At 72.8% G+C, this 26,266-nt stretch carries 27 protein-coding genes; 14 read left to right on the top strand and 13 right to left on the bottom strand.

Annotated elements, in window-relative coordinates; translation table 11 throughout:
- Nucleotides 1–89 precede the first annotated feature (89 nt).
- The 5 genes from M8C17_RS13860 to M8C17_RS13840 all read right to left on the bottom strand — a co-directional run bounded on the left by M8C17_RS13860 (nucleotide 90) and on the right by M8C17_RS13840 (nucleotide 5,571).
- Nucleotides 90–749 carry a DUF5701 family protein gene (locus M8C17_RS13860; protein WP_252416861.1) on the bottom strand — a complete coding sequence of 220 codons (660 nt, stop codon included), beginning with the start codon at nucleotides 747–749 and terminating at the stop codon, nucleotides 90–92.
- A 65-nt stretch (nucleotides 750–814) separates the two neighbouring features.
- Complete coding sequence (locus M8C17_RS13855) at nucleotides 815–1,576, bottom strand: LytTR family DNA-binding domain-containing protein (RefSeq protein ID WP_252416860.1); 762 nt, start codon at nucleotides 1,574–1,576, stop codon at nucleotides 815–817.
- Nucleotides 1,577–1,607: 31 nt separating this feature from the next.
- Nucleotides 1,608–2,834 carry a sensor histidine kinase gene (locus tag M8C17_RS13850; protein WP_252416859.1) on the bottom strand — a complete coding sequence of 409 codons (1,227 nt, stop codon included), beginning with the start codon at nucleotides 2,832–2,834 and terminating at the stop codon, nucleotides 1,608–1,610.
- A 40-nt stretch (nucleotides 2,835–2,874) separates the two neighbouring features.
- A complete protein-coding gene (locus M8C17_RS13845; protein WP_252417138.1) occupies nucleotides 2,875–4,446 on the bottom strand; it encodes a sugar transferase in 1,572 nt (523 codons plus the stop codon).
- Between the two features lie 264 nt (nucleotides 4,447–4,710).
- Nucleotides 4,711–5,571, bottom strand: a complete 861-nt coding sequence (locus M8C17_RS13840) for an Fpg/Nei family DNA glycosylase (protein WP_252416858.1) — start codon at nucleotides 5,569–5,571, stop codon at nucleotides 4,711–4,713.
- An 80-nt stretch (nucleotides 5,572–5,651) separates the two neighbouring features.
- Between M8C17_RS13840 and M8C17_RS13835 the strand changes: the two genes are divergently transcribed.
- On the top strand, nucleotides 5,652–6,911 hold the full coding sequence (locus tag M8C17_RS13835; protein WP_252416857.1) for a glycosyltransferase: 1,260 nt from the start codon (nucleotides 5,652–5,654) through the stop codon (nucleotides 6,909–6,911).
- A gap of 247 nt (nucleotides 6,912–7,158) precedes the next feature.
- Here the strand turns inward: M8C17_RS13835 and M8C17_RS13830 are convergent, their stop codons facing one another.
- From M8C17_RS13830 to M8C17_RS13810, 5 genes are all read right to left on the bottom strand, one after another.
- Entirely contained in the window at nucleotides 7,159–7,881 is a 723-nt protein-coding gene (locus tag M8C17_RS13830; RefSeq protein WP_252416856.1) for a CDP-alcohol phosphatidyltransferase family protein, read from the bottom strand.
- Nucleotides 7,856–8,923: an iron-containing alcohol dehydrogenase family protein gene (locus tag M8C17_RS13825; RefSeq protein ID WP_252416855.1), complete on the bottom strand. Its 1,068-nt coding sequence runs from the start codon at nucleotides 8,921–8,923 to the stop codon at nucleotides 7,856–7,858. Before M8C17_RS13825 ends, M8C17_RS13830 begins: the two co-directional genes overlap by 26 nt.
- A complete protein-coding gene (locus M8C17_RS13820) occupies nucleotides 8,911–9,642 on the bottom strand; it encodes a sugar phosphate nucleotidyltransferase (RefSeq protein ID WP_252417137.1) in 732 nt (243 codons plus the stop codon). Before M8C17_RS13820 ends, M8C17_RS13825 begins: the two co-directional genes overlap by 13 nt.
- 79 nt (nucleotides 9,643–9,721) lie before the next feature.
- Nucleotides 9,722–10,489, bottom strand: coding sequence for a hypothetical protein (locus M8C17_RS13815; protein WP_252416854.1), 768 nt, complete (start codon nucleotides 10,487–10,489; stop codon nucleotides 9,722–9,724).
- Nucleotides 10,486–10,935 (bottom strand): NUDIX hydrolase, encoded by a 450-nt coding sequence (locus M8C17_RS13810; protein WP_252416853.1) that lies wholly within the window; start codon nucleotides 10,933–10,935, stop codon nucleotides 10,486–10,488. Before M8C17_RS13810 ends, M8C17_RS13815 begins: the two co-directional genes overlap by 4 nt.
- 114 nt (nucleotides 10,936–11,049) lie before the next feature.
- Between M8C17_RS13810 and M8C17_RS13805 the strand changes: the two genes are divergently transcribed.
- The 4 genes from M8C17_RS13805 to corA all read left to right on the top strand — a co-directional run bounded on the left by M8C17_RS13805 (nucleotide 11,050) and on the right by corA (nucleotide 14,677).
- Entirely contained in the window at nucleotides 11,050–11,442 is a 393-nt protein-coding gene (locus tag M8C17_RS13805) for a cyclic nucleotide-binding/CBS domain-containing protein (protein ID WP_252416852.1), read from the top strand.
- A gap of 102 nt (nucleotides 11,443–11,544) precedes the next feature.
- A complete protein-coding gene (locus M8C17_RS13800) occupies nucleotides 11,545–12,003 on the top strand; it encodes an ester cyclase (protein ID WP_252416851.1) in 459 nt (152 codons plus the stop codon).
- 106 nt (nucleotides 12,004–12,109) lie between these two features.
- A complete protein-coding gene (locus M8C17_RS13795) occupies nucleotides 12,110–13,204 on the top strand; it encodes a PLP-dependent aminotransferase family protein (protein WP_252416850.1) in 1,095 nt (364 codons plus the stop codon).
- Nucleotides 13,205–13,531: 327 nt separating this feature from the next.
- On the top strand, nucleotides 13,532–14,677 hold the full coding sequence (gene corA, locus M8C17_RS13790; RefSeq protein WP_252416849.1) for a magnesium/cobalt transporter CorA: 1,146 nt from the start codon (nucleotides 13,532–13,534) through the stop codon (nucleotides 14,675–14,677).
- Between the two features lie 72 nt (nucleotides 14,678–14,749).
- On the opposite strand, the gene M8C17_RS13785 is transcribed toward corA, so the two are convergent.
- Entirely contained in the window at nucleotides 14,750–15,520 is a 771-nt protein-coding gene (locus M8C17_RS13785) for a hypothetical protein (RefSeq protein WP_252416848.1), read from the bottom strand.
- Between the two features lie 84 nt (nucleotides 15,521–15,604).
- Between M8C17_RS13785 and M8C17_RS13780 the strand changes: the two genes are divergently transcribed.
- Entirely contained in the window at nucleotides 15,605–16,135 is a 531-nt protein-coding gene (locus M8C17_RS13780; RefSeq protein ID WP_252416847.1) for a peptidylprolyl isomerase, read from the top strand.
- A gap of 100 nt (nucleotides 16,136–16,235) precedes the next feature.
- Entirely contained in the window at nucleotides 16,236–17,147 is a 912-nt protein-coding gene (locus tag M8C17_RS13775; protein WP_252416846.1) for a rhomboid family intramembrane serine protease, read from the top strand.
- Nucleotides 17,148–17,156: 9 nt separating this feature from the next.
- On the opposite strand, the gene M8C17_RS13770 is transcribed toward M8C17_RS13775, so the two are convergent.
- On the bottom strand, nucleotides 17,157–17,588 hold the full coding sequence (locus M8C17_RS13770; RefSeq protein WP_252416845.1) for a PH domain-containing protein: 432 nt from the start codon (nucleotides 17,586–17,588) through the stop codon (nucleotides 17,157–17,159).
- Between the two features lie 126 nt (nucleotides 17,589–17,714).
- Here M8C17_RS13770 and M8C17_RS13765 point away from each other — a divergent pair, with 126 nt between their 5' ends.
- The 7 genes from M8C17_RS13765 to M8C17_RS13735 all read left to right on the top strand — a co-directional run bounded on the left by M8C17_RS13765 (nucleotide 17,715) and on the right by M8C17_RS13735 (nucleotide 24,575).
- Nucleotides 17,715–18,887, top strand: a complete 1,173-nt coding sequence (locus M8C17_RS13765) for an acetyl-CoA C-acyltransferase (RefSeq protein ID WP_252416844.1) — start codon at nucleotides 17,715–17,717, stop codon at nucleotides 18,885–18,887.
- A 62-nt stretch (nucleotides 18,888–18,949) separates the two neighbouring features.
- Complete coding sequence (locus tag M8C17_RS13760; RefSeq protein WP_252416843.1) at nucleotides 18,950–19,951, top strand: phosphotransferase; 1,002 nt, start codon at nucleotides 18,950–18,952, stop codon at nucleotides 19,949–19,951.
- Between the two features lie 105 nt (nucleotides 19,952–20,056).
- Nucleotides 20,057–20,986 carry a DUF1906 domain-containing protein gene (locus M8C17_RS13755; RefSeq protein WP_252416842.1) on the top strand — a complete coding sequence of 310 codons (930 nt, stop codon included), beginning with the start codon at nucleotides 20,057–20,059 and terminating at the stop codon, nucleotides 20,984–20,986.
- A gap of 131 nt (nucleotides 20,987–21,117) precedes the next feature.
- Nucleotides 21,118–21,630, top strand: a complete 513-nt coding sequence (locus M8C17_RS13750; protein ID WP_252417136.1) for a hypothetical protein — start codon at nucleotides 21,118–21,120, stop codon at nucleotides 21,628–21,630.
- Between the two features lie 104 nt (nucleotides 21,631–21,734).
- The gene (locus M8C17_RS13745) at nucleotides 21,735–22,427 is read left to right on the top strand and encodes a response regulator transcription factor (protein WP_252416841.1); all 693 of its coding nucleotides are present in this window, start codon (nucleotides 21,735–21,737) and stop codon (nucleotides 22,425–22,427) included.
- A gap of 46 nt (nucleotides 22,428–22,473) precedes the next feature.
- Nucleotides 22,474–23,904: a HAMP domain-containing sensor histidine kinase gene (locus M8C17_RS13740; RefSeq protein ID WP_252416840.1), complete on the top strand. Its 1,431-nt coding sequence runs from the start codon at nucleotides 22,474–22,476 to the stop codon at nucleotides 23,902–23,904.
- Nucleotides 23,905–23,960: 56 nt separating this feature from the next.
- A complete protein-coding gene (locus tag M8C17_RS13735) occupies nucleotides 23,961–24,575 on the top strand; it encodes a hypothetical protein (RefSeq protein ID WP_252416839.1) in 615 nt (204 codons plus the stop codon).
- 45 nt (nucleotides 24,576–24,620) lie between these two features.
- On the opposite strand, the gene M8C17_RS13730 is transcribed toward M8C17_RS13735, so the two are convergent.
- Nucleotides 24,621–26,222: a ricin-type beta-trefoil lectin domain protein gene (locus M8C17_RS13730; RefSeq protein WP_252416838.1), complete on the bottom strand. Its 1,602-nt coding sequence runs from the start codon at nucleotides 26,220–26,222 to the stop codon at nucleotides 24,621–24,623.
- Nucleotides 26,223–26,266 lie beyond the last annotated feature (44 nt).

Below are 26,266 nucleotides of genomic sequence, written 5' to 3'. Positions count from 1 at the left end.
AACCCGTGGAAGAACCTCGTGCCGCCTCCGGACGCGAAGCGGGGCCGGTGGGAGTGCCACCGGCCCCGCGTCGTCGACCCGTCAACGGATCACTCCAGTCCGCTGCGCTCCGGCCGGGCCGAGGCGGAGCCGAGCCAGGTGTGCGGGTTGCCGTACCAGCACCAGCCCAACTTCGGTGCGCCCTGGCTGATCCAGAGCGCCGGCACCCGCTTGTCGCCGCACCGGGAGCCGACCAGCGAGAAGCACCTGTTGCTGGCCAGCGCGGCCGGGTACAGCGTGATGAAGGCGAGCCCCTCGTCGATGGTGAGCGGCAGCCGGCCCTGAGCGGTGATCCCTTCCATCGCGGTGGCCGGTGCCAGGTTGCGGAACTCCTCGCCCCGGTCGACGTCGAAGAGCAGGTACGCCGGCCCGTCCGGCACCTCCAGCTCCTTGATCGGGTCGAAGCGCGGCAGGTCATCCTCGGCGTAGTGCCGGTCGAGGAAGCCCGGCTTGCGCTTGCCGGCCAGGGTGGTGAGCTCCAGCCGCGCCTCCACGCCGATCAGGTCGCGCGTGGTGACGAGCAGGAACGGCACCCGGGGCTCGGTGGGCGCGGGCAGGCCGGCGGAGCCTTCGACCGCCCTGGCTCGCAGCGGTGCGACCAGGTCGCGGAAGGCGGCCTCGGTCAGGTCGGCGAGGGCGGGGTAGCCCAACTGCACCAGTCGGTCGAGTTGACGGTCGAACTCGGTCTCGGCGTCGAACGGAGCGGACACGGCGGCCTCCCGGAAGTCGTACGGACTAGCGTACAACGTACGGAAGTTGTCGTTCCATTCCCGGCTCAGCGATTCCAGTCCTGTTTCGCCGCTCTGACGAGCTTGTCCTTCAGCTCCCGGGTGTGCCGGCGGCTCACCGGCAGTTCGGTAGCGTCGATCACCACCACGTAGCCGGAGTTGACCAGTCGCAGTTCCGCGATCAACTTCAACTGCACCAGGTACGAGCGGTGCACCCGGACGAAACCGGCGTCGGCCCACCGCTCCGCGAGCGTGGCGAGTGAGACCCGCACCAGGTGCGACCCCTCGGCGGTGTGCAACCGGGCGTAGTCCCCCTGCGCCTCCACCCAGCGCACCGCCGAGCGGGGCAGCATCCGGGTGGTGCCGGCCAGCTCGATCGGGATGGTCGGGTCCTCCTCGGCCCGGGCGAGCGCCGCCGGATGCGAGGGGACGACCCGCGAGCCGATCACCCGGCGCAGGGACTCGGCCAGCCGCTCGGCGCGCACCGGCTTGCGCACGTAGTCCGTCGCCCCCAGGTCGAAGGCGTCCACCGCCCCGTCGTCGTACGCGGTGACGAAGACGATCGCCGGTGGCCGTGCGAACCGGCGCAGCACCCGGGCCAGCTCCATGCCGTCCAGCCCGGGCATCCGGATGTCGAGGAAGACCACGTCCACGTCACCGTCGCGCAGCAGCCGCAGCGCCTCGGTGGCGTCCCCGGCGGTGTGCAACCGGGCCACCCGGGGGTCGGCCCGCAGGTGGTACGCCAGCTCGTCGAGCGCCGGCGGCTCGTCGTCCACCGCCAGCACCCGGAGAAACCCGGACGCGCTCACTCGGCGGCCCCGGGTCGCTCGCCGCGCGCGCTCACGATCCGGCCCGCACGCCGGGGTGGAACTTCGGCACCCGCATGCTCACCCTGGTGCCCGAGCCCAGCCCGGTCTCGACGACCAGGCCGAACCGGTCCCCGAAGACGGACCGCATCCGCTCGTCGACGTTGGAGAGGCCGACGTGCTGGCCCGGGTCGTCGCCCGGGTCGCCGGTGCTGCGGGCCAGCTCGGCGATGCCGGCGGTCAGCGTGGTCGGATCCATTCCCACCCCGTCGTCCTCCACGGTGATGTGGCATTCGGCGCCCGCGTCCCGGGCCTCGATGCTCACCATGCCCGTGCCCGGCTTGCGGGACAACCCGTGCCGGACGGCGTTCTCCACCAGCGGTTGGAGGCAGAGGAACGGCAGCGTCACCGGCAGCACCTCCGGGGCGATCTGCAGCCGTACCTGCAACCGGTCGCCGAACCGGGCCCGCTCGATGGTCAGGTAGCGGTCGATCGACCGCAGCTCCTCGGCCAGCGTGGTGAACTCCCCGTGCGCCCGGAACGAGTACCGGGTGAACTCCGCGAACTCCAGGATCAGCTCCCGGGCCCGCTCGGGGTCGGTGCGGACGAACGAGCCGATGGCGGTCAGGGCGTTGTAGATGAAGTGCGGGCTGATCTGCGCCCGCAGCGCCCGGACCTCGGCCCGCGCCAGCCGCTCCCGCGACGAGTCCAGCTCGGCCAGGGCGAGCTGGTTGCCGGCCCAGTGCGCGGTCTCCAGGGTCGCCTGCACCAGCCCGGGCGCCGGCGGGCTGTCGGCGATGGCCACCAGCGCGCCGACCACCCGGCCGTCCGCTCCGTGCAGGGGCGCGATGACAGCTCCCCGTACGGGACAGTCGACCCGGTCGCAGTGCAGATCCTGCTCGCTGAGCACCGTCGAGCGCCCGGTCTCCATGGCCCGCCGGGCGGCCGCGAGCAGTTGCTCGCCGTGGTGCGTGCCGCGCCCGTCGAGGGCGAGCACCACGTCGGCGTCGGTGAGCGCCAGCCCGGCCGCGCCCACCAGGGCACGCAGATGGCGTACGGCCTTCGCCGCGCCCGCCGCGCTCAACCCCGCCCGCAGTGGCTCGGCCGCCAGGCCGGCGGTGTGCAGCACCTCGTAGGTGGCCCGCTGGGTGGCCGTGGCGATGCCCCGGCGAGCGCGCAGCCGCAGCACGGCCAGCAGGGCCGCGGTCAGCGCGGTGACCAGTGAGACGACGCCGACGACGGCGGAGAGGTTGCCACCCACGCAGCGATCCTGGCCCCTGCGGCCCGGTCCGCCAACCCCCTTAGTAGGCGCCCTTGCGGGCGAGCACCACTCCGACGGTGCGCCACAGGATGCTCAGGTCGTACGCCAGCGACCAGTTGTCGACGTAGTAGAGGTCCAGCCGGACCGACTCGTCCCAGGACAGGTCGGAGCGGCCGGAGACCTGCCACAGCCCGGTCATGCCGGGGCGGACCAGCAGGCGGCGGCGCACGTCGCCCAGGAAGTCGCCGTCGTCGGCCGGCAGCGGGCGGGGCCCGACCAGCGACATCTCACCCCAGAGCACGTTGATGAGCTGCGGCAGCTCGTCCAGCGAGGAGGCCCGCAGGAAACGGCCCACCGGGAAGACCCGGGGGTCCTCCTTCATCTTGAACAGCATGCCGTCGGTCTCGTTCCGGTCGACCAGGCTGGCCAGTCGGTCCTCGGCGTCGACGTACATGGTCCGGAACTTCCACACCCGGAACGTGCGCCCCTCGTGCCCCACCCGCGGCTGGCGGAAGAAGACCGGCCCGGGGTCGGAGATCCGGATCGCCACGGCGACGGCCAGGAAGAGCGGGATCAGCAGCAGCAGGCCGAGGCCGGCGGCGACCCGGTCCATCAGGTTCTTGGCCAGCAGCGCCGGCCCGGAGAGGGTCGGCTCCTCGACGTGCAGCAGCGGCAGACCCTCGATCGGCCGGATGTGCACCCGGGGGCCGGCGATGTCGGTCAGCTGCGGTGCGACCACCAGGTCGACGCCGGAGCCCTCCAACTGCCAGGCCAGGCGGCGCAGCTCGCCGGGCTCGGCACTGGCCGACCCGCAGACCGCGATGGTGTCGCCGCCGACCTCCCGGACCAGGGCCAGGACGTCCCGGCCGGCGTGCACCGGCACCGGGGTCGGCATTCCCCGGGCGGCGGCGTAACCGTCGGTGATGTGGATGGCGACCGGCACCAGCCCGGCATTGGGGCTGCGCGTGACGGCCGCGTAGACCTCCAGGCACTCCGGCAGGGTGCCGACAAGCACCATCCGGTGCGCGGCCTGGCCGGCCCGCCGGCGGATGTAGTGCAGCGCCCAGCGGGCCACGAACCGGCCCCAGAGGATCAGCAGCAGCGCGCCGAGCAGCGCCGTGCCGACCGTCCACCGGGACAGGGCGGTCTTGGTGGCGAACGCGAGGAAGGAGACGCTGGCCGCGACCGTGACGGCGGCCCGGATCACCCGCTTGAACTCGTCGGGCCCGAGCCCCAGATAGCGCCGGTCGTAGGCGCGGTTGCTCCAGAGGATGACCACCCAGCCGAGCGGCAGCAGCAGGTAGGAGACGGTGTGGAACCAGGTCGGGTCCTGCTGGGTGCCGGTGAAACCGGAGGCGGCCTGGTCGAAGAGCTGAATCGCGATCCAGCTGGCGAACGCCGCCGCGGCGAAGTCGAGCACCAGGAGGATCGCCGTGTACGGGCGGTGCCAGCGGGAGACACGGCGTCGCGCCCTGGCCCATGCCGACCTGGGGACACCGTTGTGCGACGGCGGCGTCGGCGGCTGGATTTCGAAGCTGTCGACGTGCCGCACGAGTCTGCTCCGGCCTTCGTTGGTTACCGGGCGCTGGAGGCTTGCCGTCACCTCACCCATGTCCTCCCGCATGACACGTGCCGCTCACTCGCAGTGAGGGCCCGGGTCGCCCACCGTCCCAGTCTCCCACGCGGGCTCCGACCGGTCGTTGCCCCGAAGGAGATTGGCGACCGATGGTGCCGGCGGGATCTGGCCGGCTCCGCACCATTTCAGAAGCCGGGGACCGGGCCACTATACCGATGGATGCGCCTGTGGCGAGAACGGTGGACCGGAGCTTCGGCTCAGTCGGGTCGATTCCGCTCCGTAGTCGGCGAGTGGAATTACTCACCGTACGAGTCGAGACAACCGACGGTCAGCGAGAGGCTTGCCGCCGGTCTGGCAGGTCGGGCAGTACTGGAGGGAGGAGTCGGCGAACGACACCTCCCGCACCGTGTCGCCACACACCGGGCACGGCAGCCCCGTACGGGCGTGGACCTTCAGCCCGGAGCGCTTCTCGCCCTTCAGCTCGGCGGCCCGCTGACCGAGGGAGCGCTCGACGGCGTCGCCGAGCACCTGCCGGGTGGCCGCGTGCAGGGTGGCGAGCTGGTCGTCGGTGAGGCGGTCCGTGATCGCGAACGGGGACAATCTGGCCGCGTGCAGGATCTCGTCGGAGTACGCGTTGCCGACCCCGGACAGCACCGACTGGTCGGTCAGCACCCCCTTGACCTGCCCGCGCCGGCTGCGCAGCCGCTCGACGAAGGTGGGCAGGTCCGCGGCGAGCGCGTCCGGGCCGAGCTTGGCCACCCCGGGCACCTCCGCCGGGTCGGTGACCAGGTACGCGGCCAGCTTCTTCTGCGTGCCGGCCTCGGTGAGGTCGAAGCCGGAGCCGTCGTCGAGGCGGACGCGTACCGCGATCGGGCCCTTGCCGGGGCGCAGCGGGGTGGTGGTCGGGAACGCCTCCCGGTAGTGCAACCAGCCCGCCCGGGCCAGGTGGACCAGCAGGTGCAGGTCGCCCTCGAACAGCACGTCGAGGAACTTGCCGTGCCGGCGGGCGTCGACCACCGCCCGACCGGCCACCGCGGTCGGTGCCGGGTCGTACGTCTTCAGGGCGCTGATCGCGGCGATCTCCAGCCGGTCGACACGCCGCCCCACCGCGCGCTGCCGCAGGTAACCCGCGAGCGCCTCAACCTCCGGTAGTTCGGGCACGACACAACGGTAGCCTTCTTTCCGGTGAGCGCGAGGAATGAGCTTGCGAGTCCCGCAATCGCGAACGGAAGGCGAGCTCTGTGAGAATCGTGGTGGCGCACAACCGGTACCGGGAAGCCCAGCCCTCCGGCGAGAACACGATCGTCGACTCGGAGATCGCTCAGCTCACCGCCGCCGGGGTCGAGGTGCTGCCGTTCATCCGCAGCTCGGACGAGATCCCGTCGATGTCGAAGGCGGCCAAGGCTCTGTTGCCGATCTCGCCGATCTGGGCTCCGCGCGCCCAGCACGACCTGAGCCGGCTGCTCACCGAGCACCGGCCGGACGCGCTGCACCTGCACAACCCGTACCCGCTGCTCTCGCCCTGGGTGGTGCGGACGGCGCACCGGCACGGCGTGCCGGTGGTGCAGACGGTGCACAACTACCGGCAGGTCTGCTCCTCGGGGATCTACTTCCGCGACGGGGTGATCTGCCAGGACTGCAAGGGCCGGGCGCTGGGCGTGCCGGCGATCAGGCACCGCTGTTACCGCGACTCGGCGGCGCAGAGCGCGCTGATGGCGACGACCCTGGCCGTGCACCGGGGCACCTGGCGGTCGGTGGACCGGTACGTGGCGCTGACCACGGCGATCGCCGATCACCTGCGCGAATACGGCATCCCGGACGAACGCATCGTGGTGAAGCCGAACTCCGTACCCGACCCGGGTCGACCGGCACCGCTCGGCGACGGCTTCCTCTACATGGCCCGGCTGAGCCCCGAGAAGGGCGTCGACCTGCTGCTGGACGCCTGGCGTCGGCATCCGGTGGGCACCCTGGGGACCCTGCGGGTGGCCGGCGACGGCGAGCTCCGGTCGCTGGTCGAGGCCGCCGCCGCCGAGCGACCCGACGTGGTCTACGTGGGTCAGCTCGACCGGGCCGGGGTGCGGGCGGCGGTCGAGGCGAGCGCGGTGGTCATCGCCGCCTCGATGTGGCACGACGTGCTGCCGACCGTGATCATCGAGGCGTTGGCGAGCGGCCGGCCGGTGCTCGGCACGGCGTTGGGTGGCATTCCGTACCTGGTCGGGGCCGACGCCCCGCACGAGCCTGCCGGCACCGGGCCTGCCGAGACCGCCTCGGCCGTCGCCGGCGGCGGTGGGTCGCCGATGCCGGCCGGGATCGGTCTGGGCGAGGCTGGCTGGGTGGTGGCCCCGGAGCCGGCCGCCCTGGCCGCCGCCCTGCCGGTGGCCCGGGCGGGTGCCGCCGGGCTCGCCCAGGCCGCCCGGGCGCGCTACGAGCGCACCTTCCACCCCGACGTGGTCACCAAGCAGCTCATCGACGTCTACGCGGGCCTACCCCGCCCGGCATGATCGCGCTCGATCCAGGAAGTAGTCCCATCCGGCTGTTCCGAGGCCACTACATCCTGGATCAAGCGCGATCTTGGCGGCGGACGCCGCGCCGCCGACGCCCTCCCGCGCGGCGCTACGGACGGGCAGGCGGATCTGCCCGCAAGATCCGCGCAACATCAGGGATGTTGGGGTCTCCCGCCGGCCGGAGGCAGCAACTTCGGGGAAGTTGGGTGGACCTTGCGGACGGGCGGCGCGCGGGCGCGGCGGGTCAGCGCACGGAGGCGCGGGCGGAGAAGGCGATGCTCGCCAGCAGGAAGCCACCGTTGACGATGGTGAAGGCGACCATCACCCAGAGGACCAGCGCGGGGGCCACGGCCAGCACCAGGGCGGCCACGAAGATCACCGCGCCGTAGTCACGGACCAGCTTCACCAGGCGGACCGGCAGTGAGGTCGAGGTGACCATGCTGGCGGCGTTCGGGCCGGCCTGCATCACCGAGGTGACCAGGTTGACCATCCAGGTGCCGGCGAAGGTGGCCACCAGCCAGGTCGGGGTCGACGGCTCCTGCGCCACGGCGGTGGCGGCGAGCGCGGCCACCAGGGCGATCTGCGCGGCCACGTCGCAGAGCACGTCGACCCGGGCGCCGGCCGCGCTGCCCTGGCCGGTCACCCGGGCCAGCTGCCCGTCGGCGCAGTCCAGCGAGTACGCCACCTGCCACCCGACCAGGGCGAGCAGGCCGACCACCCAGGCCGGTACGTCCCCGTCGGCGACCGGGCCGGCGAGCGCGACCACGGCGACCGAGGTGGCCAGTCCGAGCACCAGGTTGGTGATGGTCAGCGCGGTCGGGCGCAGCCCGAGGCGCTGGGCGACCAGCGCGAAGACCGCCCCCAACCACTGGCTGATCGACTCGCTGAACAGGCCGCCGCCCCGGTTCACCCGGTGGAAGTCGGCGACGGTGGGACGGGGGTCAGCCAAGCTGGTCGCGGATTGCACCGGCGTAGTCTGCCAGCCGCTCCCGCGTCCCGGTAGGCGACAGGGCGAGGTGTTCGAGGATGGTGTACCGGTCCGGCCTGGTACGGGGCGCGAACTGCACCGCATCCACGAACTGCTCGTCGGTGAGCCCCACCTCGGCGGGGAGCCGGGGCAGGCCGTGCCGGGACAGGCAGGCCGACATCTCCCCGAAGCGGCGCAGATCGCCGCGCAGCCAGGTGCAGAACAGCGCACCCAGCCCGGCCAGCTCGCCGTGCGAGGCGGTGCCCGGAAACAGCGCGTCGACGGCGTGCATGATCTCGTGGCAGCCGCCGCTGGACGGGCGACTGGTGCCGCAGACGGCCATCGCCAGGCCGCTGGAGATCAGCGCCTCGGCCAGCACGGTGACGAACGCGTCGTCGGTCATGTCGCCGGGATGGTTGAGCACCGCCTCCGCACCCGCCCGGGACAGCGAGGCGGCCAGTCCGTCGACCGGTTCGCCGCGTACCTTCCGGGCCAGCTCCCAGTCGGCGAGCGCGCTGATGTTGCTGACCACGTCACCGATGCCGGCCCGGTTGTGCCGGTCCGGGCCGCTCTCCACGAAGTCCAGGTCGACGATCACCGCGATGGGGATGTGCACCCCGTAGGAGCCCTTTATTCCATCGGTGATGAGGCTGGACACCGGGGAGGCGATCCCGTCGTTGGCGAGGCTGGTCGCCACCGACACCATCGGCAGCCCGCGGCGGGTGGCCGCGTACTTGGCGACGTCTATCGTCTTGCCGCCGCCGATCCCGACCACCGCGTCGTACGAGCGGGCGCGGAGCTTGCCGCCCAGGTCGTCGGCGGCGTCCAGGGTCCCCCCGGCGACGGTGAACACGTCCGCCGAGCGCAGAGACGGTCGGATCAACTCCGCGATCTGGGAGCCCTGACCCGGCCCGACCACCACCGCGACGTCACCGCCGGCGGAGATCCGCCCGTCGGCCAGGATCGCGCCCAGGTCGGCCACCGCGCCACGCCGCACGTCGATGTGCAGCGGGGTGAGCACGCTACGGGCTAGTAGCGGCACGCGATCTCCCGCGCGCGGGCCAGGTCGGCGTGGTTGTCGACCTCGACCCACGGGACGTCGCCGATCGGCGCCGCCCGCACCTCCCCGCCCCGGTCGGAGAACTCCTGGTAGCCGTCCTCGTAGTAGAGGTTCGGGTCACGCCGCCAGGTCGCCTCCAGGGCGTCGGCGAGGGCGTCGGCGACCTGCGGCTCGATCAGCGTGGCGCCGATGTACTCCCCGTACGCCTCGCCCGGGTCCATCAGCTTGGTGATCCGGGTGAGCTGGCCGGCGGCGTCGAAGGTGGTCTTCATCTCCTCCTCGGCCAGCGGCTTGAGGGTGTCCACCGCGAGCAGGATCCCCGGGCCGCGCTCGGCCAGCAGGGTCTTCTCCACGCTCACCGGGTGCACGGTGTCCCCGTTGACCAGCAGCACGCCACGGGCGAAGTACTCGCGGGCCAGCCAGAGGGAGTACGCGTTGTTCCACTCCTCGGCCTTGTCGTTGTGCACCAGGGTGAGCGTGACCCCGTACCGCTTCTCCAGGTCGGCCTGCCGCTCGCGGACCGCGTCCGCCGCGTAGCCGACCACGATCACGACGTCCGTGAGCCCGACCTCGGCCAGGTTGCCCAGCGCGATGTCCAGGATCGTGGTCTCGCCGTCCACCGGCACCAACGCCTTGGGCAGAGTGTCGGTGTACGGGCGCAGCCGGCGCCCGGCCCCGGCTGCGAGCACCATCCCGATCATCGGCACATCCTCCCTCGTCCTGCTCCCCGTCACCGGTGGAGGATAGCCCCGGGTGGCCGCGCGGCTCCGGCCAACCGGGTCAGCCGGGCAGGGCCGCCAGGTCGGCGAGCATGGTCAGCCGCTCCTCCGCGCCGAGCGTGGCGTACGGGCCGGCCGCCCGACGGTCGGTCTCCAGCTCGATGGCGAGCCGCTCGGGGCCGGCCGGCAGGGCCGCGATGCTCGTGGCGGTGTGCCCGGCGGCGGTCCAGGCGGCGGCGTGCGCGTCGGCCCGGTGGTAGCGCAGCGTGCCCAGGCGGTTGAGCAGCAGCACCCCCGACGGGGTGCCGTCCGGCTCGTGCGGGGGTGCCATCGCGGCGAAGGCCGAGCCGCTGCGGTCCCCCTCCTCGTCGGCCAGCACCAGGGCGTACGGGAGCAGCCGGCCGAGCGCGGACACCAGGCGTGACACCCGCTCGTCGTGCCCGGCCCACAGCTCCTCGGTGACCTCCGCGTGCACCTGGTACAGCTCGGTGAGGAAGGCGGCACCCCGCTCGGTGGCCCAGAGCGCGCCGTCCGGGCTGCGGTGGAGCATCCCGTGCGCCACGTGTTTGTCCACCGTCCGCTGGCAGACGACCGGGTCGTGGTACCGGGTGATCGCCGCGAACCCCGGCGCGTCGACCGTGCCTCCGGGTGCGGCCAGCCGGGTACGCAGGTCGACCAGGAAGCCGGCCGCCGCCGGTCCGCCGTACCGCTGGGTCAGCTCGGCGCCGCCACCGTCGCGGCCGGCGAGCATGCCGGCGCGGAAGGCCCGGTCCACGGCCGGTGCGAGCAGCCCGGCGAACCGGTGCGGCGCCAGCTCGACGGTGTTCACAGTCCGATCGACCGCAGGACGGCGAAGCCCTCCTCCGCGATCCGCCGGATCAGCCCGTCGTTGACGTCGCGGTGCTCGTCCAGCACGGTCACCTCGTGCTCGGCCAGCCAGCGGTACTCGGTGTGCTTGCCGGGCTCCAGCGTCGGGTGGTCGAGGTCGCCGTCCACCCGGACCAGGAAGTCGTGTTCGATCCGGGCCAGGCCGTCGTCGCCGACGTACTGGTATTCACCCACCTGGCCGAGCACGTGCGACAGGATCCAGCCGGTCTCCTCGGTGACCTCCCGGCGGAGCGCCTCGTCGATCTCCTCGCCCGGCTCCAGGTGGCCACCGACGATGTCCCAGCAGTTGGGAAAGAGGCGCCGGTACGGCGACCGGCGCTGAAAGAAGATGCGGCCGTCGTGGTCGACGATCAGCGCGCCGGCGCAGCGCAGGGGCTCGGTGGACACCGCTCGACAGTAGCGAGCGGTCGGGTGCCGCGACGATGCCCGGTCTTGTTCAGGAAACATTCACGGACCACCATGTCCGTACCGGATGCCACCGTCCCAAAGGGGTGATGCGTGATGCAGGTACGGGAAGCGATGTCCAGCCAGGTCCTCGTCGTCGGTCCGGAGCACACGCTCCGCCAGGCGGCCCGGATGATGTCGGCCCGCGGTGTCGGGTCGGCGGTCGTGATCGACCCCGACTCCGAGGGGATCGGGATCATGACCGAACGCGACGTGTTGAAGGCCATCGGCGCCGGCCTGGACTGCGACGTGGAACGCACCGGCGCCCACCTCACCTGGGAGGTGGTCTACGCCGGCCCGGAGTGGACGGTCGCCGAGGCGGCCGCCGCGATGGCCCGGGGCGGTTTCCGGCACCTGGTGGTGCTGGACGGCCGCGAGGTGGCCGGCGTGATCTCCGTCCGGGACATCATGCGGGTCTGGGCCGAGAGTCAGGCGGTGGCCGCGACCTGACCTGTCCGGCAGGGGATCCCGGCGGACAGGTGTGCCGGCCGGATCGACGGGTAGGGATTCCTTGCGGGCGCGGAGGTGCCGTGGCCCGCAGGGGAGGGCCCGATGCGTGACGCGGAGCGCCTGGTCGAGCAGCAGTACGCCATGCTCCTGCGTCGGGACGTGGCCCGGCTGCCGGATCTCTACGCCCCGGAGGCGTTCTACGCCATGCCGGGTGTCACCGTCCGCCCGATCGAGCTGCCAGCGCTGCTGCGCACCTGGACGGGAGCCTTCCCGGACCTGCGGGTCGACCCGTTGGGCGCGGTGCGCACGGCCGGTGGAGTGGCCGCCGAGCTGCGCCTGACCGGCACCCACACCGGCACGCTGCACTCGCCGTTCGGCACCGTCGCGCCCACCGGCCGGACGGTGAGCTGGGAGGTGGCCGACGTGGTGCGGGCACGTCGGGGGCGGATCGTCGCCTGGCGGTCCTACTTCGACTGGAGCCAGCTCCTCGACACGCTCGGCGTGCAGCTGGAGGGCCTTTCCCGGGCTGCGCAGCACGACGCGCTCGCCCTTCCGGTCTGATCTGTCGCCGTCCGGTGGAGGCGGGTCACCCGACCCGGTGGCTCAGGATGCGGACATCGCCGTGCCGTCCGCGCGCCCCCCGTCGCCGCCCGTACGCTCAACATCCATGACCGCCGAGCAGCTGATCTCCTTCGCCCGTGGGGCTCCCTCGCTGGACATCGTCGATGTCGAGGGGCTCAAGGCCGCCGCCGTCCGCGCCTTCGACGCCGACCCCGCGGGGGTCACGGCGTACGGCACCTCCGTCGGCTACGTGCCACTGCGGAAGTGGATCGCCGAGAAGCACGGCGTCGCGGCCGACCAGGTGCTGGTCACCAACGGGTCGCTCCAGGCCGACGCGTTCCTCTTCGACCACCTGGTCCGCCCCGGCGACGCGGTGGTGGTGGAGCGGCCGACGTACGACCGGACGCTGCTCAACCTGCAGCGGATGGGCAGCGAGCTGCACGGGGTCTCGGTGCAGCCGGACGGCCTGGACACTGCCGAGCTGCGCAAGCTGCTGGAGTCCGGCGTCCGGCCGCGACTCGCGCACGTCATCCCGAACTACCAGAACCCGGCCGGCGTGACGCTCTCGCTGGAGAAGCGCCGGGAGCTGCTCGACCTCGCGGCCGAGTACGAGTTCACGATCTTCGAGGACGACCCGTACGCGGACATCCGGTTCCGCGGCGAGGCCCTGCCGTCGATGCTCTCGCTGGACACCCGCAACGTGGTGGTGCACGCGTCGAGCTTCACCAAGACGGTCTGCCCGGGCGTGCGGGTCGGATACCTGGTCGGCTCGGCGGATCTGATCGCGGACATCGCCAAGAACGCCACCAGCCTCTACATCTCGCCGGGCATGGTGTCCCAGGCGATCGTGCACCAGTTCTGCGTCTCGGGTGACATCGACCGCTCGATCGAGACCGTGCGCGCGGCGCTGGGTGAGCGGGCCCAGGTGCTCGCCGAGTCGCTGCGGCGGCACCTGCCGGAGGCTCGGTTCGTGGAGCCCGACGGCGGCTACTTCCTCTGGGTGGAGTTCCCGGAGGACGTGCTGGTCGACCGGCTCGCCCCGGCGGCGGCGGAGCGTGGGGTCGCCGTGGTCAAGGGCAGCGACTTCGTGCTGGACGGCGGGCGGCACGCCCTGCGGCTGGCCTTCTCGGCGGTGACCGCCGACCGGATCGACGAGGGTGTCCGCCGGCTGGCGGCGGCCGTGGAGGCCGTCCGGAGCTGATTTCTGTCGGGTTCCCGACAGAACGACGATGCCGGCCGTCCCGGGACTCCCGCTCGGGCGGCCGGCGGCTCACAATGCTGCGAGCGTCACTCATCAGTGGCAGCGGATGTCACGGCCCGTCGCCGGGCTCATTCCCGCCGCCTCCGGGTGATGCGAGCAGCACAACCCCCCGCCCCCACAGGGCGCCGGGTGGGCCGTGTCGTCCCCGCACCCCCCGATGCGGCCCGGCCCGCCCGGCGCCGCCCCCCGTGCGACCGCCGTCACCCGTGCCCTCGGCCGCGACCGGCGTAGCCTGCAAGCCGCAGCTGAGCGTGGGGAGGTGGCGCGATGACGGATCGGGAAGAGCGGGGCCGGACGCCGTTGAACACCGGCAGGGTGCTGCGACCACGGGCGTGGCCGTCCCCGGTCCGGGCGATGACCCGGATACTCAACGCCGACGACTCACCGCCCGCGCCGACCCCCACCGGCACCGGTCGCAGCGGCGTGGTCGACTGCGCGCTCTACGTCGACGGCAAGCGGCAACCCGGTGACTGGACGTACGCGGAGGCCCTGGCCGCGGCGCGCCGCGAGGAGAACGGCTTCGTCTGGATCGGGCTGCACCAGCCCGAGCTGGCGGAGATGACCGCCATCGCGGAGACCTACGGGCTGCACGAGCTCGCCGTCGAGGACGCGGTGAAGGCCGAGCAGCGCCCCAAGCTGGAGCGGTTCGGCGACGTCAGCTTCCTGGTGCTGCGGACCGCCCGGTACTGCGAGCACGCCGAGCTGACCGAGAACTCCGAGGTCGTGGAGACCGGCCAGGTGATGCTCTTCATCGGCCCGAACTTCCTGATCAGCGTCCGGCACGGGGATGCCTGCCGGCTCTCCCCGGTGCGGGCCGACCTGGAGACCAAGCAGGAGTTGCTGCTCCAGGGGCCGTGGGCGGTGGCGTACGGGGTGACCGACCGGGTGGTCGACCTCTATCTGGAGGTCGCCGACCAGCTCGAGGACGACCTGGACATGCTGGAGGCCGAGGTCTTCGACCGCAACAGCCACGGCCGGATCCAGCGGATCTACCAGATGAAGCGGGAGCTGGTGGAGTTCAAGCGGGCCGTGGTGCCGTTGCAGCGGCCGCTGATGACGTTGACCACGCAGGCCAACCGGGACGTGCCGAAGGAGATCCGCCGCTACTTCCGGGACGTGCAGGACCACCTGAGCCGCACGGTCGAGCAGGTCAACTCCTACGACGACCTGCTGAACTCGATCCTGCAGGCGCGGTTGGCCCAGGTCACCGTCGACCAGAACAACGACATGCGCAAGATCGCCGCCTGGGCCGGTATCGCCGCCGTGTGGACGGCCATCGCCGGCATCTACGGGATGAACTTCGACAACATGCCCGAGTTGAGGATGACGTACGGCTATCCCGTCGTCCTGGCCCTCATGCTCGGCGTCTCCCTGGCGCTCTACCGCTGGTTCCGCCGCAACGGCTGGCTCTGAGCGACCGCGCAGAAGCGCCGGCGGGCGGGGAGGACCCCGCTTTCGCCGGCGCTCGGTGCGCTGCCGCTGAGGTCAGCGGCGGCCGTTGGTGCGGGCGGTGTCCTTGCCCAGCGCCTTGGTGAGGTCGTCGGCCGGGCGCCCGGAGGCGTCCTTGGCGCCCTCGGCGACCGAGGGGACCTTGTCGGTCGGGCGGACGCTGGTCGGCTTGGCCGTGCCCGTGGTGCTGGCGCTGTCGCCGCCGGCGACCGCCGAGCTGCCCGCGCCGGTCATCCCGGCCATGGCGGACCCGTCGGTGCCCTTGCTGGCGGCGGACGGGGTCCGCACCTCGATCGAGTCCACCTCGTCGCGCATCGGCTCCAGGGTGCGGGTGGGGTCGTACTCGGCCCACTCCTGCTGCTCCCGGCGGCGACGCAGGGCGACCGCGCCGGCCAGGCCGGCGATCGCACCCGCCGCCAGTAGGCCGGTCATCATCGAGCCGCGACGACGCGGCTGCTTCTTCTTGCCGGTGATCCGCATGTTCTTCGACCTGGCCTTCCTGGTGAGCGGCCCCGCCTGCGCGGCGCCGTCACGGGCCGCCGCGGCCAGCGGTGCCAGCGTGGTGAGTGTCGTCCCCCAGCCGGTCGACGCGCGGTCGCGCACCTTCGTCGCGGCCGGCCCGACGTAGCCTCGGGCCACCTGGACCCGCGGGCCGACGGTCGCACCGGCGCCCTTGGCGGCGTGGTTGGCTGCCTGCACCAGGTGGCTGATGCTCTGGTTCAGCTCGGCCTTCGCCAGCTGCCCCTGGGACTTGCGCCGCCCGATTCCAAACACGGTCCTACCTCCTGGGAGTTGTTCCTTCGTCATCCTCCACCTTCGGATGCCTCCGCGATGCCAGATCGGGCACATGGGAGGATCCGCATGGAACTGACCAACGAGTGAGGAGTACCCGTGGCCGAGGCTGTCTACGCCACCTTGCACACCAACGCTGGCCCGATCCGGCTGGAGCTCTTCCCGAACCACGCGCCGAAGACGGTCCGCAACTTCATCGACCTGGCCGAGGGCAACCGGGAGTACACCGACCCGCGCACCGGTCAGCCGGGCAGTGGTCCGTACTACGACGGCACCATCTCGCACCGGGTGATCAGCGGCTTCATGGTCCAGATGGGCGACCCGACCGGCACCGGCCGGGGTGGGCCGGGCTACAAGTTCGCCGACGAGTTCCACCCGGAGCTGCGCTTCGACCGGCCCTACCTGCTGGCGATGGCGAACGCCGGACCGGGCACCAACGGTTCGCAGTTCTTCATCACCGTGTCCCCGACCCCGCACCTCAACAACCGGCACACCATCTTCGGCCAGGTCGCCGACGAGGAGTCGGTGAAGGTCGTCGACTCGATCGCGAACACCCCGACCGGCCCGAGCGACCGTCCGCTCCAGGACGTCGTCATCGAGCGGGTCGAGATCCAGCGGTCTGCTGCCTGATCGACGGGCGAGGTACCTTTGCTCGCATGATTGAGCGCTCCGGAGCACCGCACCGGCTGGCGCCGGTGGACCGCGCGGTGGCGGACGGAGGGTCGGCCCGGTGAGCGAATCGCCGCCGACCACCCCGGTCTGCTACCGGCACCCCGGCCGGGAGACCTACGTCCGGTGCACCCGCTGCGACCGGCCGATCTGCCCGGACTGCATGCGGGAGGCGTCCGTCGGGCACCAGTGCCCGGAGTGCGTCAACGAGGGGCGTCGCAGTGTCCGGCCGGCGCGTACCGCCTTCGGTGGCGGTGCCGCCGGCCGACACGGCTACGTCACCAAGGCGCTGATCGCGCTGAACGTGCTGCTCATGCTGCTCTCCATCGCCTCCGACCGGGGTGGGGACGCGGCGGTGGGCGGCTCCGGCTTCGGCGGCCTGATGGGCGGCAGCACCCCGCTGACCAACTGGGGTTCGGTGCTCGGGCTGGCGGTCTTCCCCGACGGCACGCTCGGCGGGGTGGCCGACGGCCAGTGGTACCGCCTGGTCACGGCGATGTTCCTGCACTACGGCGTGATCCACCTGCTGCTCAACATGTGGGCCCTGTGGGTGCTCGGCCGGTCGCTGGAGGCCAACCTCGGGCCGCTGCGCTTCGGCGCGCTCTACCTGATCGCGGGCCTCGGCGGTAACGTCGCCGCCTACCTGTTCAGCGCCCAGAACTCGGCCACCGCCGGCGCGTCCACCGCCGTCTTCGGCCTCTTCGCCGCGCTGATCATCATCGAGCGCAAGTTGGGCCGGGACATCTCCCAGGTGATCCCGATCCTGGTGATCAACCTGGTGTTCACGCTGACCGTGCCGGGCATCTCGATCCCGGGGCACCTGGGTGGCCTGGTGGTCGGTGGAGCGATGGCCCTGGTGCTCGCGTACGCGCCGCGCGGCCGGCGCACGTTGGTGCAGGTCGCTGGCGGCGCGCTCATCCTGCTGATCCTGCTCGCCCTGGTCCTGTTCCGCACCGCGCAGCTGCTCGCCTGACCGGTCGGGTCAGGCGTCGCGGCGGGCGGCCTGCAGCGCCTCGGCCACCTCGTCCGGGTCGGCGCCCAGGTCGTACCGGCTGAACAGGTGCAGCGACTCCCCGGCGTCGATCTCCAGCTGTTCGGTGGTCAGCCCGAGGCGTGGCCGGCGGTCCACGGTGATCCGCTCGACCGCTGCCCAGGGCAGCAGGCGGCGGCCGGCGAAGCCCCGGGTGACGACCACACCGGCCGGGTCGACCGCGAGTCGGACCGGTGCCAGCAGGTCGCGCAGAGCCCAGCAGGCCAGCCCGGCGACGACCAGCCCGATCACCGTCAGTTGCACCGGGTCGCCCTCGGCGAAGAGCAGGCCGAGCGCCACCAGCACGACCGCGCCGGCCAGTTTCGCCAGCGGCACGGTGGTCGGCACCCGCCACTGCCGGATCGGGGAAGCGTCGGCGTCCATGCGATCAGCATGCCAGCGTCGGCCGGGGGCCGCGACGGCCCGGCGCCCACCGGCGCGGAAGGCGGGCGGACGGCCGGTCCAGGAACGACGTAGGATCGGGACAGCCCAGGTTACCGGGGAGTAAACATGAGTGACGCGGTCATCGTCGGCGCGGTCCGTACCCCCGTCGGTCGGCGCAAGGGCAGCCTGTCCGGTGTCCACCCGGTCGATCTCTCGGCGCACGTGCTGCGCGCCCTCGCCGAGCGCACCGGCCTCGACCCGACCCAGGTCGACGACGTCTTCTGGGGCTGCGTCTCGCAGGTCGGCGAGCAGTCGTGGAACATCGCCCGCAACGGCGTGCTCGCCGCCGGCTGGCCCGAGTCGGTGCCCGGCACCACGCTGGACCGGCAGTGCGGCTCCAGCCAGCAGGCACTGCACTTCGCCGCCGCGACGGTGCTCTCCGGCCAGGCCGACCTGGTGGTCGCCGGCGGCGTGGAGTCGATGACCCGGGTGCCGATGGGGTCCAGCGTGGCGGGCGGCATGCCGTTCAGTGACCAGCTCCGCGACCGCTACCGGGGCGTGGAGGGCTTCGCCGACGACGCTCCGCTGCCGTTCAACCAGGGGGTGGGTGCCGAGCTGATCGCCCGGCGGTGGCGCTTCTCGCGTACCCAACTTGACGAGTTCGCGCTGGCCAGCCACGAGAAGGCGGCCGCCGCGCAGGACGCCGGCGCCTTCGACCCGGAGCTGGCGCCGGTGCCGCTCGGCGACGGCGGCAAGTTCGCCGCCGACGAGGGCATCCGCCGGGACACCTCCCTGGACAAGCTCGGCGAGCTGGCCACCCCGTTCCGTGCCGACGGGGTGGTGACCGCCGGGTCCGCGTCCCAGATCTCCGACGGCGCCGCGGCGCTCGCGGTCACCACCACCGAGTGGGCCAGCCGGCACGGCCTGCGCCCGCTGGCCCGGATCCACACCGCCGTGGTCGCCGCCGACGACCCGGTCACCATGCTCACCGCGCCGATCCCGGCCACCGCGAAGGCGCTGCGCCGCGCGGGGCTGGGCATCGAGGAGATCGGGGTGTACGAGGTGAACGAGGCGTTCGCCCCGGTGCCGCTGGCGTGGCTGGCCGAGACCGAGGCGGACCCGGAGCGGCTCAACCCGCGCGGCGGGGCCATCGCCCTCGGCCATCCGTTGGGTGGCTCCGGTGCCCGGATCATGACGACGATGCTCCAGCACATGCGGGACAACGGGATCCGCTACGGCCTGCAGACCATGTGCGAGGGCGGCGGCATGGCCAACGCCACCATCGTCGAGCTGGTCTGACGCCCCGGCGGGTCCGGGAAAACATCTCGCCCCGGCGCGGCTGGGCCGCCTAGGGTGCGCACGTGACGACGACAGCCGACAAGCACGCCCCGGACTGGTCCGGCGAGCGGTGGCAGGTGCGGGCACGGTCCTGGGTCGACGGGCAGCTGAGCCGGGCCGGCCGGCGGGTGACCGGGCCGGTGGAGCCGCGCGTACGCCCGTGGTCGCTGGTCTGGCGGGTGCCCACCGACGACGGGCCGGTCTGGTTCAAGGCCAACAACCCGGGCACCGCGCACGAGGCCGTCCTCATCGCGGCGCTGGCCCGACTGGCACCCGAGCGGGTGCTCGCGCCGATCGCGGTGGATCCCGAGCAGGGCTGGTCGCTGCTGCCGGACGGCGGAGAGTCGCTGCGCGACGTGCTGGGCCGGGACGGGGATCTGACGCACTGGGAGCGGGCACTGCCCGGGTACGCGGCGCTGCAACGGGCCACCACGCGGCAGGTTGACGAACTGATCGCGGCCGGCGTTCCGGATCACCGCCCCGAGGTGCTGCCCGGGTTGTTCGCCGAGCTGCTCGACGATCGCGAGTCGCTGCGGATCGGCGGCGAGGGCGGGCTCGGCCCGGAGACGTACGAGCGGCTGAGGGCGGAGCTGCCGGCGTACGCCGAGCGGTGTCGCCGGCTCGCCGACATCGGGATCCCGGCGACCGTGCAGCACGACGACCTGCACGACGGCAACGTCTTCGCGGGCCCGGCCGGATACCGCTACTTCGACTGGGGCGACGCATCGGTGGCGCACCCGTTCGGCACCCTGCTGGTGACCCTGCGCTCCGTCCGGTACGCCAGCGAACTGCCGGCCGACGACGCCCGGCTGGGCCGGTTGCGCGACGCCTACCTGGAGGCGTGGACCGACCGGTACGACCGCCGGACCCTGGTCGAGGCCGCCGACCTGGCGATCAGCCTCGGCGCGGTGAGCCGGTCGCTCTCCTGGCGGCGGGCACTGGACACCCCCGACCCGGCCCGCGCCGAGTACGCCGAGGCGGTCCCCGGCTGGTTGGAGGAGTTGCTGGAATCCGATCCGGCCTGAGAAGGCGACGGTGACGTCCGATCCTGGGTGCCGGTCTGGACAGGCGGCGGGCCGAGCGGGCAGGATTCTGGGCCGACCCGCCGTCCACATCAGATCGGAAGACACGTGACCCTCAGCCCTCCTCGGCTCGGCCCACGTCGTGGCACCCGTGTTCTCGCCACCCTGGCCCTCGTGGTGGTCGCCGCGGGTGCCGCGCTGACCGGCACCGCAGCGCCGGCGCGGGCCGCTGCCGCCTACGACGGGCCTCAGCCGGGGACGTTCACTGGGCTGGGATTCGACACGTGCGCCGCTCCGTCGAACGCGGCGATGAAGGCGTGGCTGCAGTCGCCGTACCGAGCGGTCGGCATCTACATCGGCGGCGTCAACCGGGGCTGCGCCCAGCCCAACCTGACCCCGACGTGGGTGGCGACCCAGCAGGCGGCCGGCTGGCGGATCTTCCCGCTCTACGTCGGCCTCCAGGCGCCCTGCTCGACGTACCAGCGGAAGATCGATCCGGCCCGGGCCGCGGCGCAGGGCCGTGAGGCGGCCGACGACGCCGTCCGCAACGCCCGGAGCCTCGGTCTGTCGCTCTACAGCACGATCACGCTCGACATGGAGAACTACCCGGCCGGCAACGCCGCCTGCACGACGGCGGTCAACTCCTTCGTGAGCGCGTGGACCACCCGGCTGCACGAGCAGAAGTTCTTCTCCGGCTTCTACACCAAGGTCAGCTCGGCGGGGTTGTCGGACCAGGTGGCGGCCTACCAGCGGCCGGGGCACGCCCGCCCCGACGTGATCGACTTCGCGCGCTGGGACGGCGTCCAGACCGTGTCGGACAGCGCCCTGCCGGCGTCGTACTGGATGCCCGGTCAGCGGATGAAGCAGTACCGGGGCGACCACCACGAGACCTGGGGCGGGGTACGCATCAACATCGACAGCAACTACCTCGAGCTCCGGCAGCCTCGCCAGATCCAGCCGAGCTGGGCGGGTTCGCGGATCTTCCGGGACCTGTCCCGCATCCTCGGCCGGCTCAGCACGCCGCCGCCGACCCGCTGACGGCGGTCGGCTGCCCAGCCGCGAAGGCGGGTCGGCTCGAAGTCGCACAGTCGGTGCGACCCCGCGCGTGGAAGTTCCAAAAAACCGACGTGACCCGCGTCACCCCCGCCGGGGAGGTCGTTGGGCAGGTCATGGACGTCTTCTCCCGAACGTTCCTCCCGGCCGCCGCCGAGGCTGGCCTGGCCGTGCAGACCCTGAGCCGGCACATGCCGGTCTTCCGGCGCTGCGTCGGCTCCGGTGACGCCACCATCCTGGTCACCCGCTGCAGCCGCCCCGACCGTCCGGTCACCGGCGACTACCTGCTGCTGCTCACCCACCGCCGGCTGGTGGTGACCCAGCAGACCCGGCTGCTGCACCGGCTGCGTCTGCACCTCAACACCGAGCTGCGCGAGCTGAGCAACGTCACCTGGAGCCCGGACCCGCGGCTGCACTCGGTCGAGCTGGCCGCCACCGCGATCGACGGGATCCGGGAGCGGTTCCTGATCCGTACCAGCCACCCGAAGCGGGTGTGGCAGCTCGACGCGCTGCTCAACCACGCCTTCCGTACCCGCCTGCGGACGCCCCGCGAGCGGCTCGTCGCCACCATCGGCGACGGGCCGGCCCCCGCGCGGCCCAGCGTGTTCCGCCCCGCCGTGGCGCGCTGACAGCCGACCGGTCCGCACACCCGCGACGGACCCTTGCGTCGCCCTTACCGAACTCGAACACGCACCGATCGCGCTGAACCCGTCGGGTCGGCAATCATGGGCCGGTGACCGTCGAGCCGCCGCACCGTGGGCTCGTCCTCGTGGTGGAGGACGAGCCGGCCATCGCCGACCTGGTGCGGCTCTACCTGACCCGCGACGGGTTCGGGGTACACCTGGAGCGGGACGGTGCGGGCGGCCTGAGCGCCGCCCGCCGGCTCCGCCCGGTGGCCTGCGTCCTGGACATCGCCCTACCCGGTCTGCCCGGCACCGAGATCTGTCGCCAGCTCCGCGAGGCCGGCGACTGGACCCCGGTCATCTTTCTTACCGCGCGGGACGACGAGGTGGACCGGATCGTCGGCCTGGAGTTGGGCGCCGACGACTACGTCACCAAGCCGTTCAGTCCGCGCGAGTTGGTCGCCCGGGTGCGCGCGGTCCTGCGCCGATCCGCAGGCGGCCCGGAGGGAGCCGACCGGCCGCGCGTCGTCGGCCCGGTGACGCTCGACCCGGCCCGCCGGACGGTCACCGCCGCCGGTGCCCCGGTCCAGCTCACCTCCACCGAGTTCGACCTGCTGGCCCACCTGATGGCCCGTCCCGGACGGGTCTTCACCCGGGAGGAGTTGCTGGCCGGAGTGTGGGGCTACGCCGCGCACGCCGGCACCCGGACCGTCGACGTGCACGTCGCCCAGGTCCGGGCGAAGCTCGGTGCGGCCAGCGTGATCCGGACCCACCGGGGTGTGGGGTACGCGGTCGATGCCTGACCACCCCGGCCGTCGACAGCCCACGGCGCGCCCGGAGTCACCGACGATGGCGCTGCCACTGATCGGCGCTCGGCCGTCGGGCGTGCCTCGGCGCAGCCGGTTCGGCCGGACCCTGACCGCCCGGGCGGTCCTGGTCACCTGCGCGGTGGCCCTGGTGTCGGTGCTGGTCACCGCGATCGTGGCGGTGCCGTTGGCGATCCGGGGCGCGGAGCGACGCGACCAGGAGGCGCTGGCCGCGCAGGCCCGGCTCGCCGCCGAGGTGCTGCGGACACGGCTGGACCGGGGCCGCACCGCCGACGAGGAGCGGCTCATCCAGCAACTGCGCAACCAGGGCATCGACGCGTACCTGATCCGGCGCGGGACAGTCGACCGGCCGGGCCTGCCGCCCCGCGTGGTGCAGCGGATCGAGCAGGGCCGCACCGTGTCGGTCCGCCGCCCGGTGAACGGCAGGCGCGCGCTGGTCGAGGGCCGGCCGCTGCCCGGCGGCAACGGGGTGGTGCTCTCCCGCGCCTCGGCGACCGGGCTGTGGCGGCAGGTGCTGCTCAGCCTCTGGTTGCCGCTGCTGGCCGGGCTCGCCGCCGGCGTGGTGGCCGGGCTGCTGTTGGCTCGGCGGTTGGCCCGGCCGATCCGCGTCGCGGCCACCGCCGCCGCCCGGCTGCGCGCCGGTGACCGCGCCGTCCGGGTGCCGGTCGAGTCGCCGGACGAGGTCGCCGACCTGGCCGAGGCGTTGAACGGGTTGGCCGCCGCGCTGGCCACCAGCGAGGGCCGGCAGCGGGAGTTCCTGCTCTCCGTCTCGCACGAGCTGCGGACCCCGTTGACCGCGATCCGGGGGTACGCCGAGGCGCTGGCCGACGGGGTGATCGACGCGGACGGCACGGCCGACACCGGCCGGACGGTGCTGGCCGAGGCCCGGCACCTGGACCGGCTGATCGGGGATCTGCTGGCGCTGGCCCGACTGGAGGCCGCTGACTTCCCGCTCGAACCGGTGCCGGTGGACCTGGTCCGGCTGGCCGTCGACGCCGAGCCCACCTGGTCGGGCCGGTGCGCGGCGGTGGGAGTGCCGTTCCGGGTGGAGACGCCCGACGGGCCGGTGCCCGCGTACACCGATCCGGGACGGATCCGGCAGGTGGTGGACGGGCTGCTGGAGAACGCCCTGCGGGTCGTACCCCCGGGGGCGCCGGTGGTGCTCGCGGTCCGGGCGGCCGGCGCGGACCCGGCCGCGGGCGGCGTGCTGGAGGTCCGCGACGGCGGGCCCGGCTTCACCGACGACGACCTGGCGGTGGCGTTCGAGCGGGGTGCGCTGCACCAGCGGTACCGGGGGGTGCGCAAGGTGGGCAGCGGGTTGGGGCTGGCGTTGGCCGCCGGGCTGGTCCGCCGGCTCGGCGGGGAGATCGTGGCGGGCCACGCGCCGGAGGGCGGGGCGGCCTTCACGGTCCGGCTGCCCGGCGATCCTTACCGGACCCGAACATCGGCCTGACGCTTCGCTCGTGGTCGCGGTGCAGGCTGGGGTCTCCACGGACGAGAGGGAGAGCCATGCCACGTTGGGGATTCGCCGCCACCACGTCGTTGCTCGCGGCGGTCGCACTCGGTGTCAGCGGCTGCGGTGCGGCCGAGGTGGCCAGCCAGCCCGCCCGGGAGGCGACCGTCGAGGTCGCCGCGGCGATGGGCGTGGAGGGCCAGGCGCTGGCCGCGATGGGCTTCGACGCCGACGACCTGGACGTGCGGACCGTCGCCGCACCGGCCACCCCGGCGCCCGGGGGGTCGGCCACGCCCGGTGCCTCCCCCAGTGCGGAAGAGAAGGCGCGGCAGAAGCGCGGCGAGGAGTGGCGCAAGCGCCGCCAGGCCCGGGTGCTGCTGCGCAGGAACACCCTGCACGGTGAGGCGGTGGTGAAGACCAAGGACGGCGGTACGCAGACCGTCGCCGTGCAGCGCGGCGAGGTGACCGCCATCGACGGTGACTCGATGACCGTGAAGTCCACCGACGGCTTCACCATGACCTGGACCTTCGGTGACGACCTGCGGGTCGTCGAGCGGCGTGCCACCGTGCAGCCGAGTGAGGTGAAGGTCGGCGCGACGCTCGGCGTCGCGGGCGCGAAGGACGGCGACAAGGGCGTGGCCCGGCTGATCCTCATCCCCCGCACCAGGTAAGAGGGAGGGGCCCCTCGACGAGGGGCCCCTCCTTCCAGCCGTCGGTCAGTAGACGCGCGAGCCGATGAAGTCGTCGTGACCGTAGCCGACGGGGTTGGCGGCGGTCCGGGACTCGAACGACCACTGCTGCCGCGCGCTGGTGGAGCAGCCGGCCAACCGCAGTCGGGGGCTGCCCAGCCACGGGTTGTCGAACGCCACGCAGAGGTTGCTGGCGGCGGCCGGCTTGAGCTGGTTGCCGGCGAAGACGAACTGCTGGGCGGGGCTGCCGTTGCAGTCGTAGATGTTGACCGCCGTGCCGGAGGTCATCGACCCGTTCGCGATGTCGAGGCACCGGTCGTGGGACAGCTCCGAGTGCAGCGACCGCCGGGCCGGGTCGTACCAGAAGCCCTGGTTACGCCCGCCGTGGCAGCTGTACGGCTGCTGCACGGTGCCGTTGCGGGAGTCGTAGCCCTTGCCGTCGACGCAGGTGCCGGTGGCAAGGTTCCGCAACTGCTTGAACTCCAGCAGGCCCGGGTAGAGCACCCCGCCGCCGGTGCTGGCCGGGTCGACGCAGCTGGCCCGCTCCTGCCCCGAGGTCCAGAACTGCGTGATGCACTGGGCGAACATGCCGTGCCCGCGGGCGTTGGGGTGGAACGACTGTCGGGCCGCGTTCTCGTCCCAGATGCCGACCTCGATGTAGAGGCCGCGGACGGAGGTGTTGTCGGTGCACACCTCGTGGCCGTGGAAGAGCCGGCTGGCGTCCAGGTAGCGGGTGCCGGTCTGGGTGGCCGCGGCGCGCAGCGCCGACTCGAACATCGGCACCGCCTTGTTGCGGGCGAACGCCGCGTCGGCCAGGTAGAGCAGGCAGCCGCCGGAGTACCAGCCGGGGAAGTTCGGGTTGTCCTCCACGTCCGGGCTGCCCGGGCTCGGGTACGACATGAGCACCAGCTCGTAGTCCGATCGCAGGTAGCCGGCGTTGGTCATGGTCTGCCGGATGTCGGTGAGCGCGTCGACCACGGCCTGGCGGCTGCCGTCGGTGCGGATCGTCCACTGGTCGGTGTAGCGCGGGTAGCAGGGGCCCTGGAAGAAGACCCGGCTGATGGCGCAGTCGGTGGCGACCGGGCCGAACTGGATGGTGCCGTCACCGTTCGCGCCGACCACCACCCAGATCAGCTTCACGTGCGTGTTGCGCGCCTTGATCCCCAGGTTGTCGCCCTGGTTCAGCTCGTTGTGCTGGGTGGGGCCACCGGCGATCAGGTTCCACGGGGTGGCGCCGGAGCAGGCCAGGTTGTACTGCGCGTCCGACGGGATGCCGGTGCGGAACACCGCCTGGTCGTACGAGCGGTCGCACCAGTTGCCGGGCTGGTGGGTGCCGGGAACGTAGTTGCCGACGCCCTCACCGGAGATCTCGCTGTCACCCATGGTGATCAGTGCGGTGCGGCGTTGCTCGATGGGGCGGATGGCCGGGCTGCCGTAGAGGGCGGTCGCCTCGGCGGCCCGGATGGCCTCCAGGTTGGCGGGCAGTGGTTGGACGGTCGGTCGGTCGGCGGCGGTGGCGGGGGCGGCCGGTCCGGCGAGCATCGGCAGGACGAGAGCGGCGACGGCGACGGCGACGGTGAGTGCCCGTCGTCGGGTCGCGCGTTCGGGCCTGGCGGGGGTTGCAGGCATCGACGCACTCCTTTCGGCTCAATCGCGGGACGTCGATTGAGTTA

This window comes from Micromonospora sp. RHAY321, assembly GCF_023896955.1.
Lineage (GTDB): Bacteria > Actinomycetota > Actinomycetes > Mycobacteriales > Micromonosporaceae > Micromonospora.
This window is presented reverse-complemented; position numbering and strand designations above follow the sequence as displayed.

Bases quoted from the DNA above. Each gene is read 5' to 3' on its own strand.
- M8C17_RS13845 (WP_252417138.1), bottom strand. From the start codon at position 4,446: ATGGGTGAGGTGACGGCAAGCCTCCAGCGCCCGGTAACCAACGAAGGC.
- M8C17_RS13805 (WP_252416852.1), top strand. From the start codon at position 11,050: ATGCAGGTACGGGAAGCGATGTCCAGCCAGGTCCTCGTCGTCGGTCCG.
- M8C17_RS13750 (WP_252417136.1), top strand. From the start codon at position 21,118: ATGGACGTCTTCTCCCGAACGTTCCTCCCGGCCGCCGCCGAGGCTGGC.
- M8C17_RS13785 (WP_252416848.1), bottom strand. From the start codon at position 15,520: ATGACGAAGGAACAACTCCCAGGAGGTAGGACCGTGTTTGGAATCGGG.
- M8C17_RS13770 (WP_252416845.1), bottom strand. From the start codon at position 17,588: ATGGACGCCGACGCTTCCCCGATCCGGCAGTGGCGGGTGCCGACCACC.
- M8C17_RS13820 (WP_252417137.1), bottom strand. From the start codon at position 9,642: ATGATCGGGATGGTGCTCGCAGCCGGGGCCGGGCGCCGGCTGCGCCCG.
- M8C17_RS13740 (WP_252416840.1), top strand. From the start codon at position 22,474: ATGGCGCTGCCACTGATCGGCGCTCGGCCGTCGGGCGTGCCTCGGCGC.
- M8C17_RS13795 (WP_252416850.1), top strand. From the start codon at position 12,110: ATGACCGCCGAGCAGCTGATCTCCTTCGCCCGTGGGGCTCCCTCGCTG.
- M8C17_RS13735 (WP_252416839.1), top strand. From the start codon at position 23,961: ATGCCACGTTGGGGATTCGCCGCCACCACGTCGTTGCTCGCGGCGGTC.
- M8C17_RS13800 (WP_252416851.1), top strand. From the start codon at position 11,545: ATGCGTGACGCGGAGCGCCTGGTCGAGCAGCAGTACGCCATGCTCCTG.
- M8C17_RS13765 (WP_252416844.1), top strand. From the start codon at position 17,715: ATGAGTGACGCGGTCATCGTCGGCGCGGTCCGTACCCCCGTCGGTCGG.
- corA (WP_252416849.1), top strand. From the start codon at position 13,532: ATGACGGATCGGGAAGAGCGGGGCCGGACGCCGTTGAACACCGGCAGG.
- M8C17_RS13730 (WP_252416838.1), bottom strand. From the start codon at position 26,222: ATGCCTGCAACCCCCGCCAGGCCCGAACGCGCGACCCGACGACGGGCA.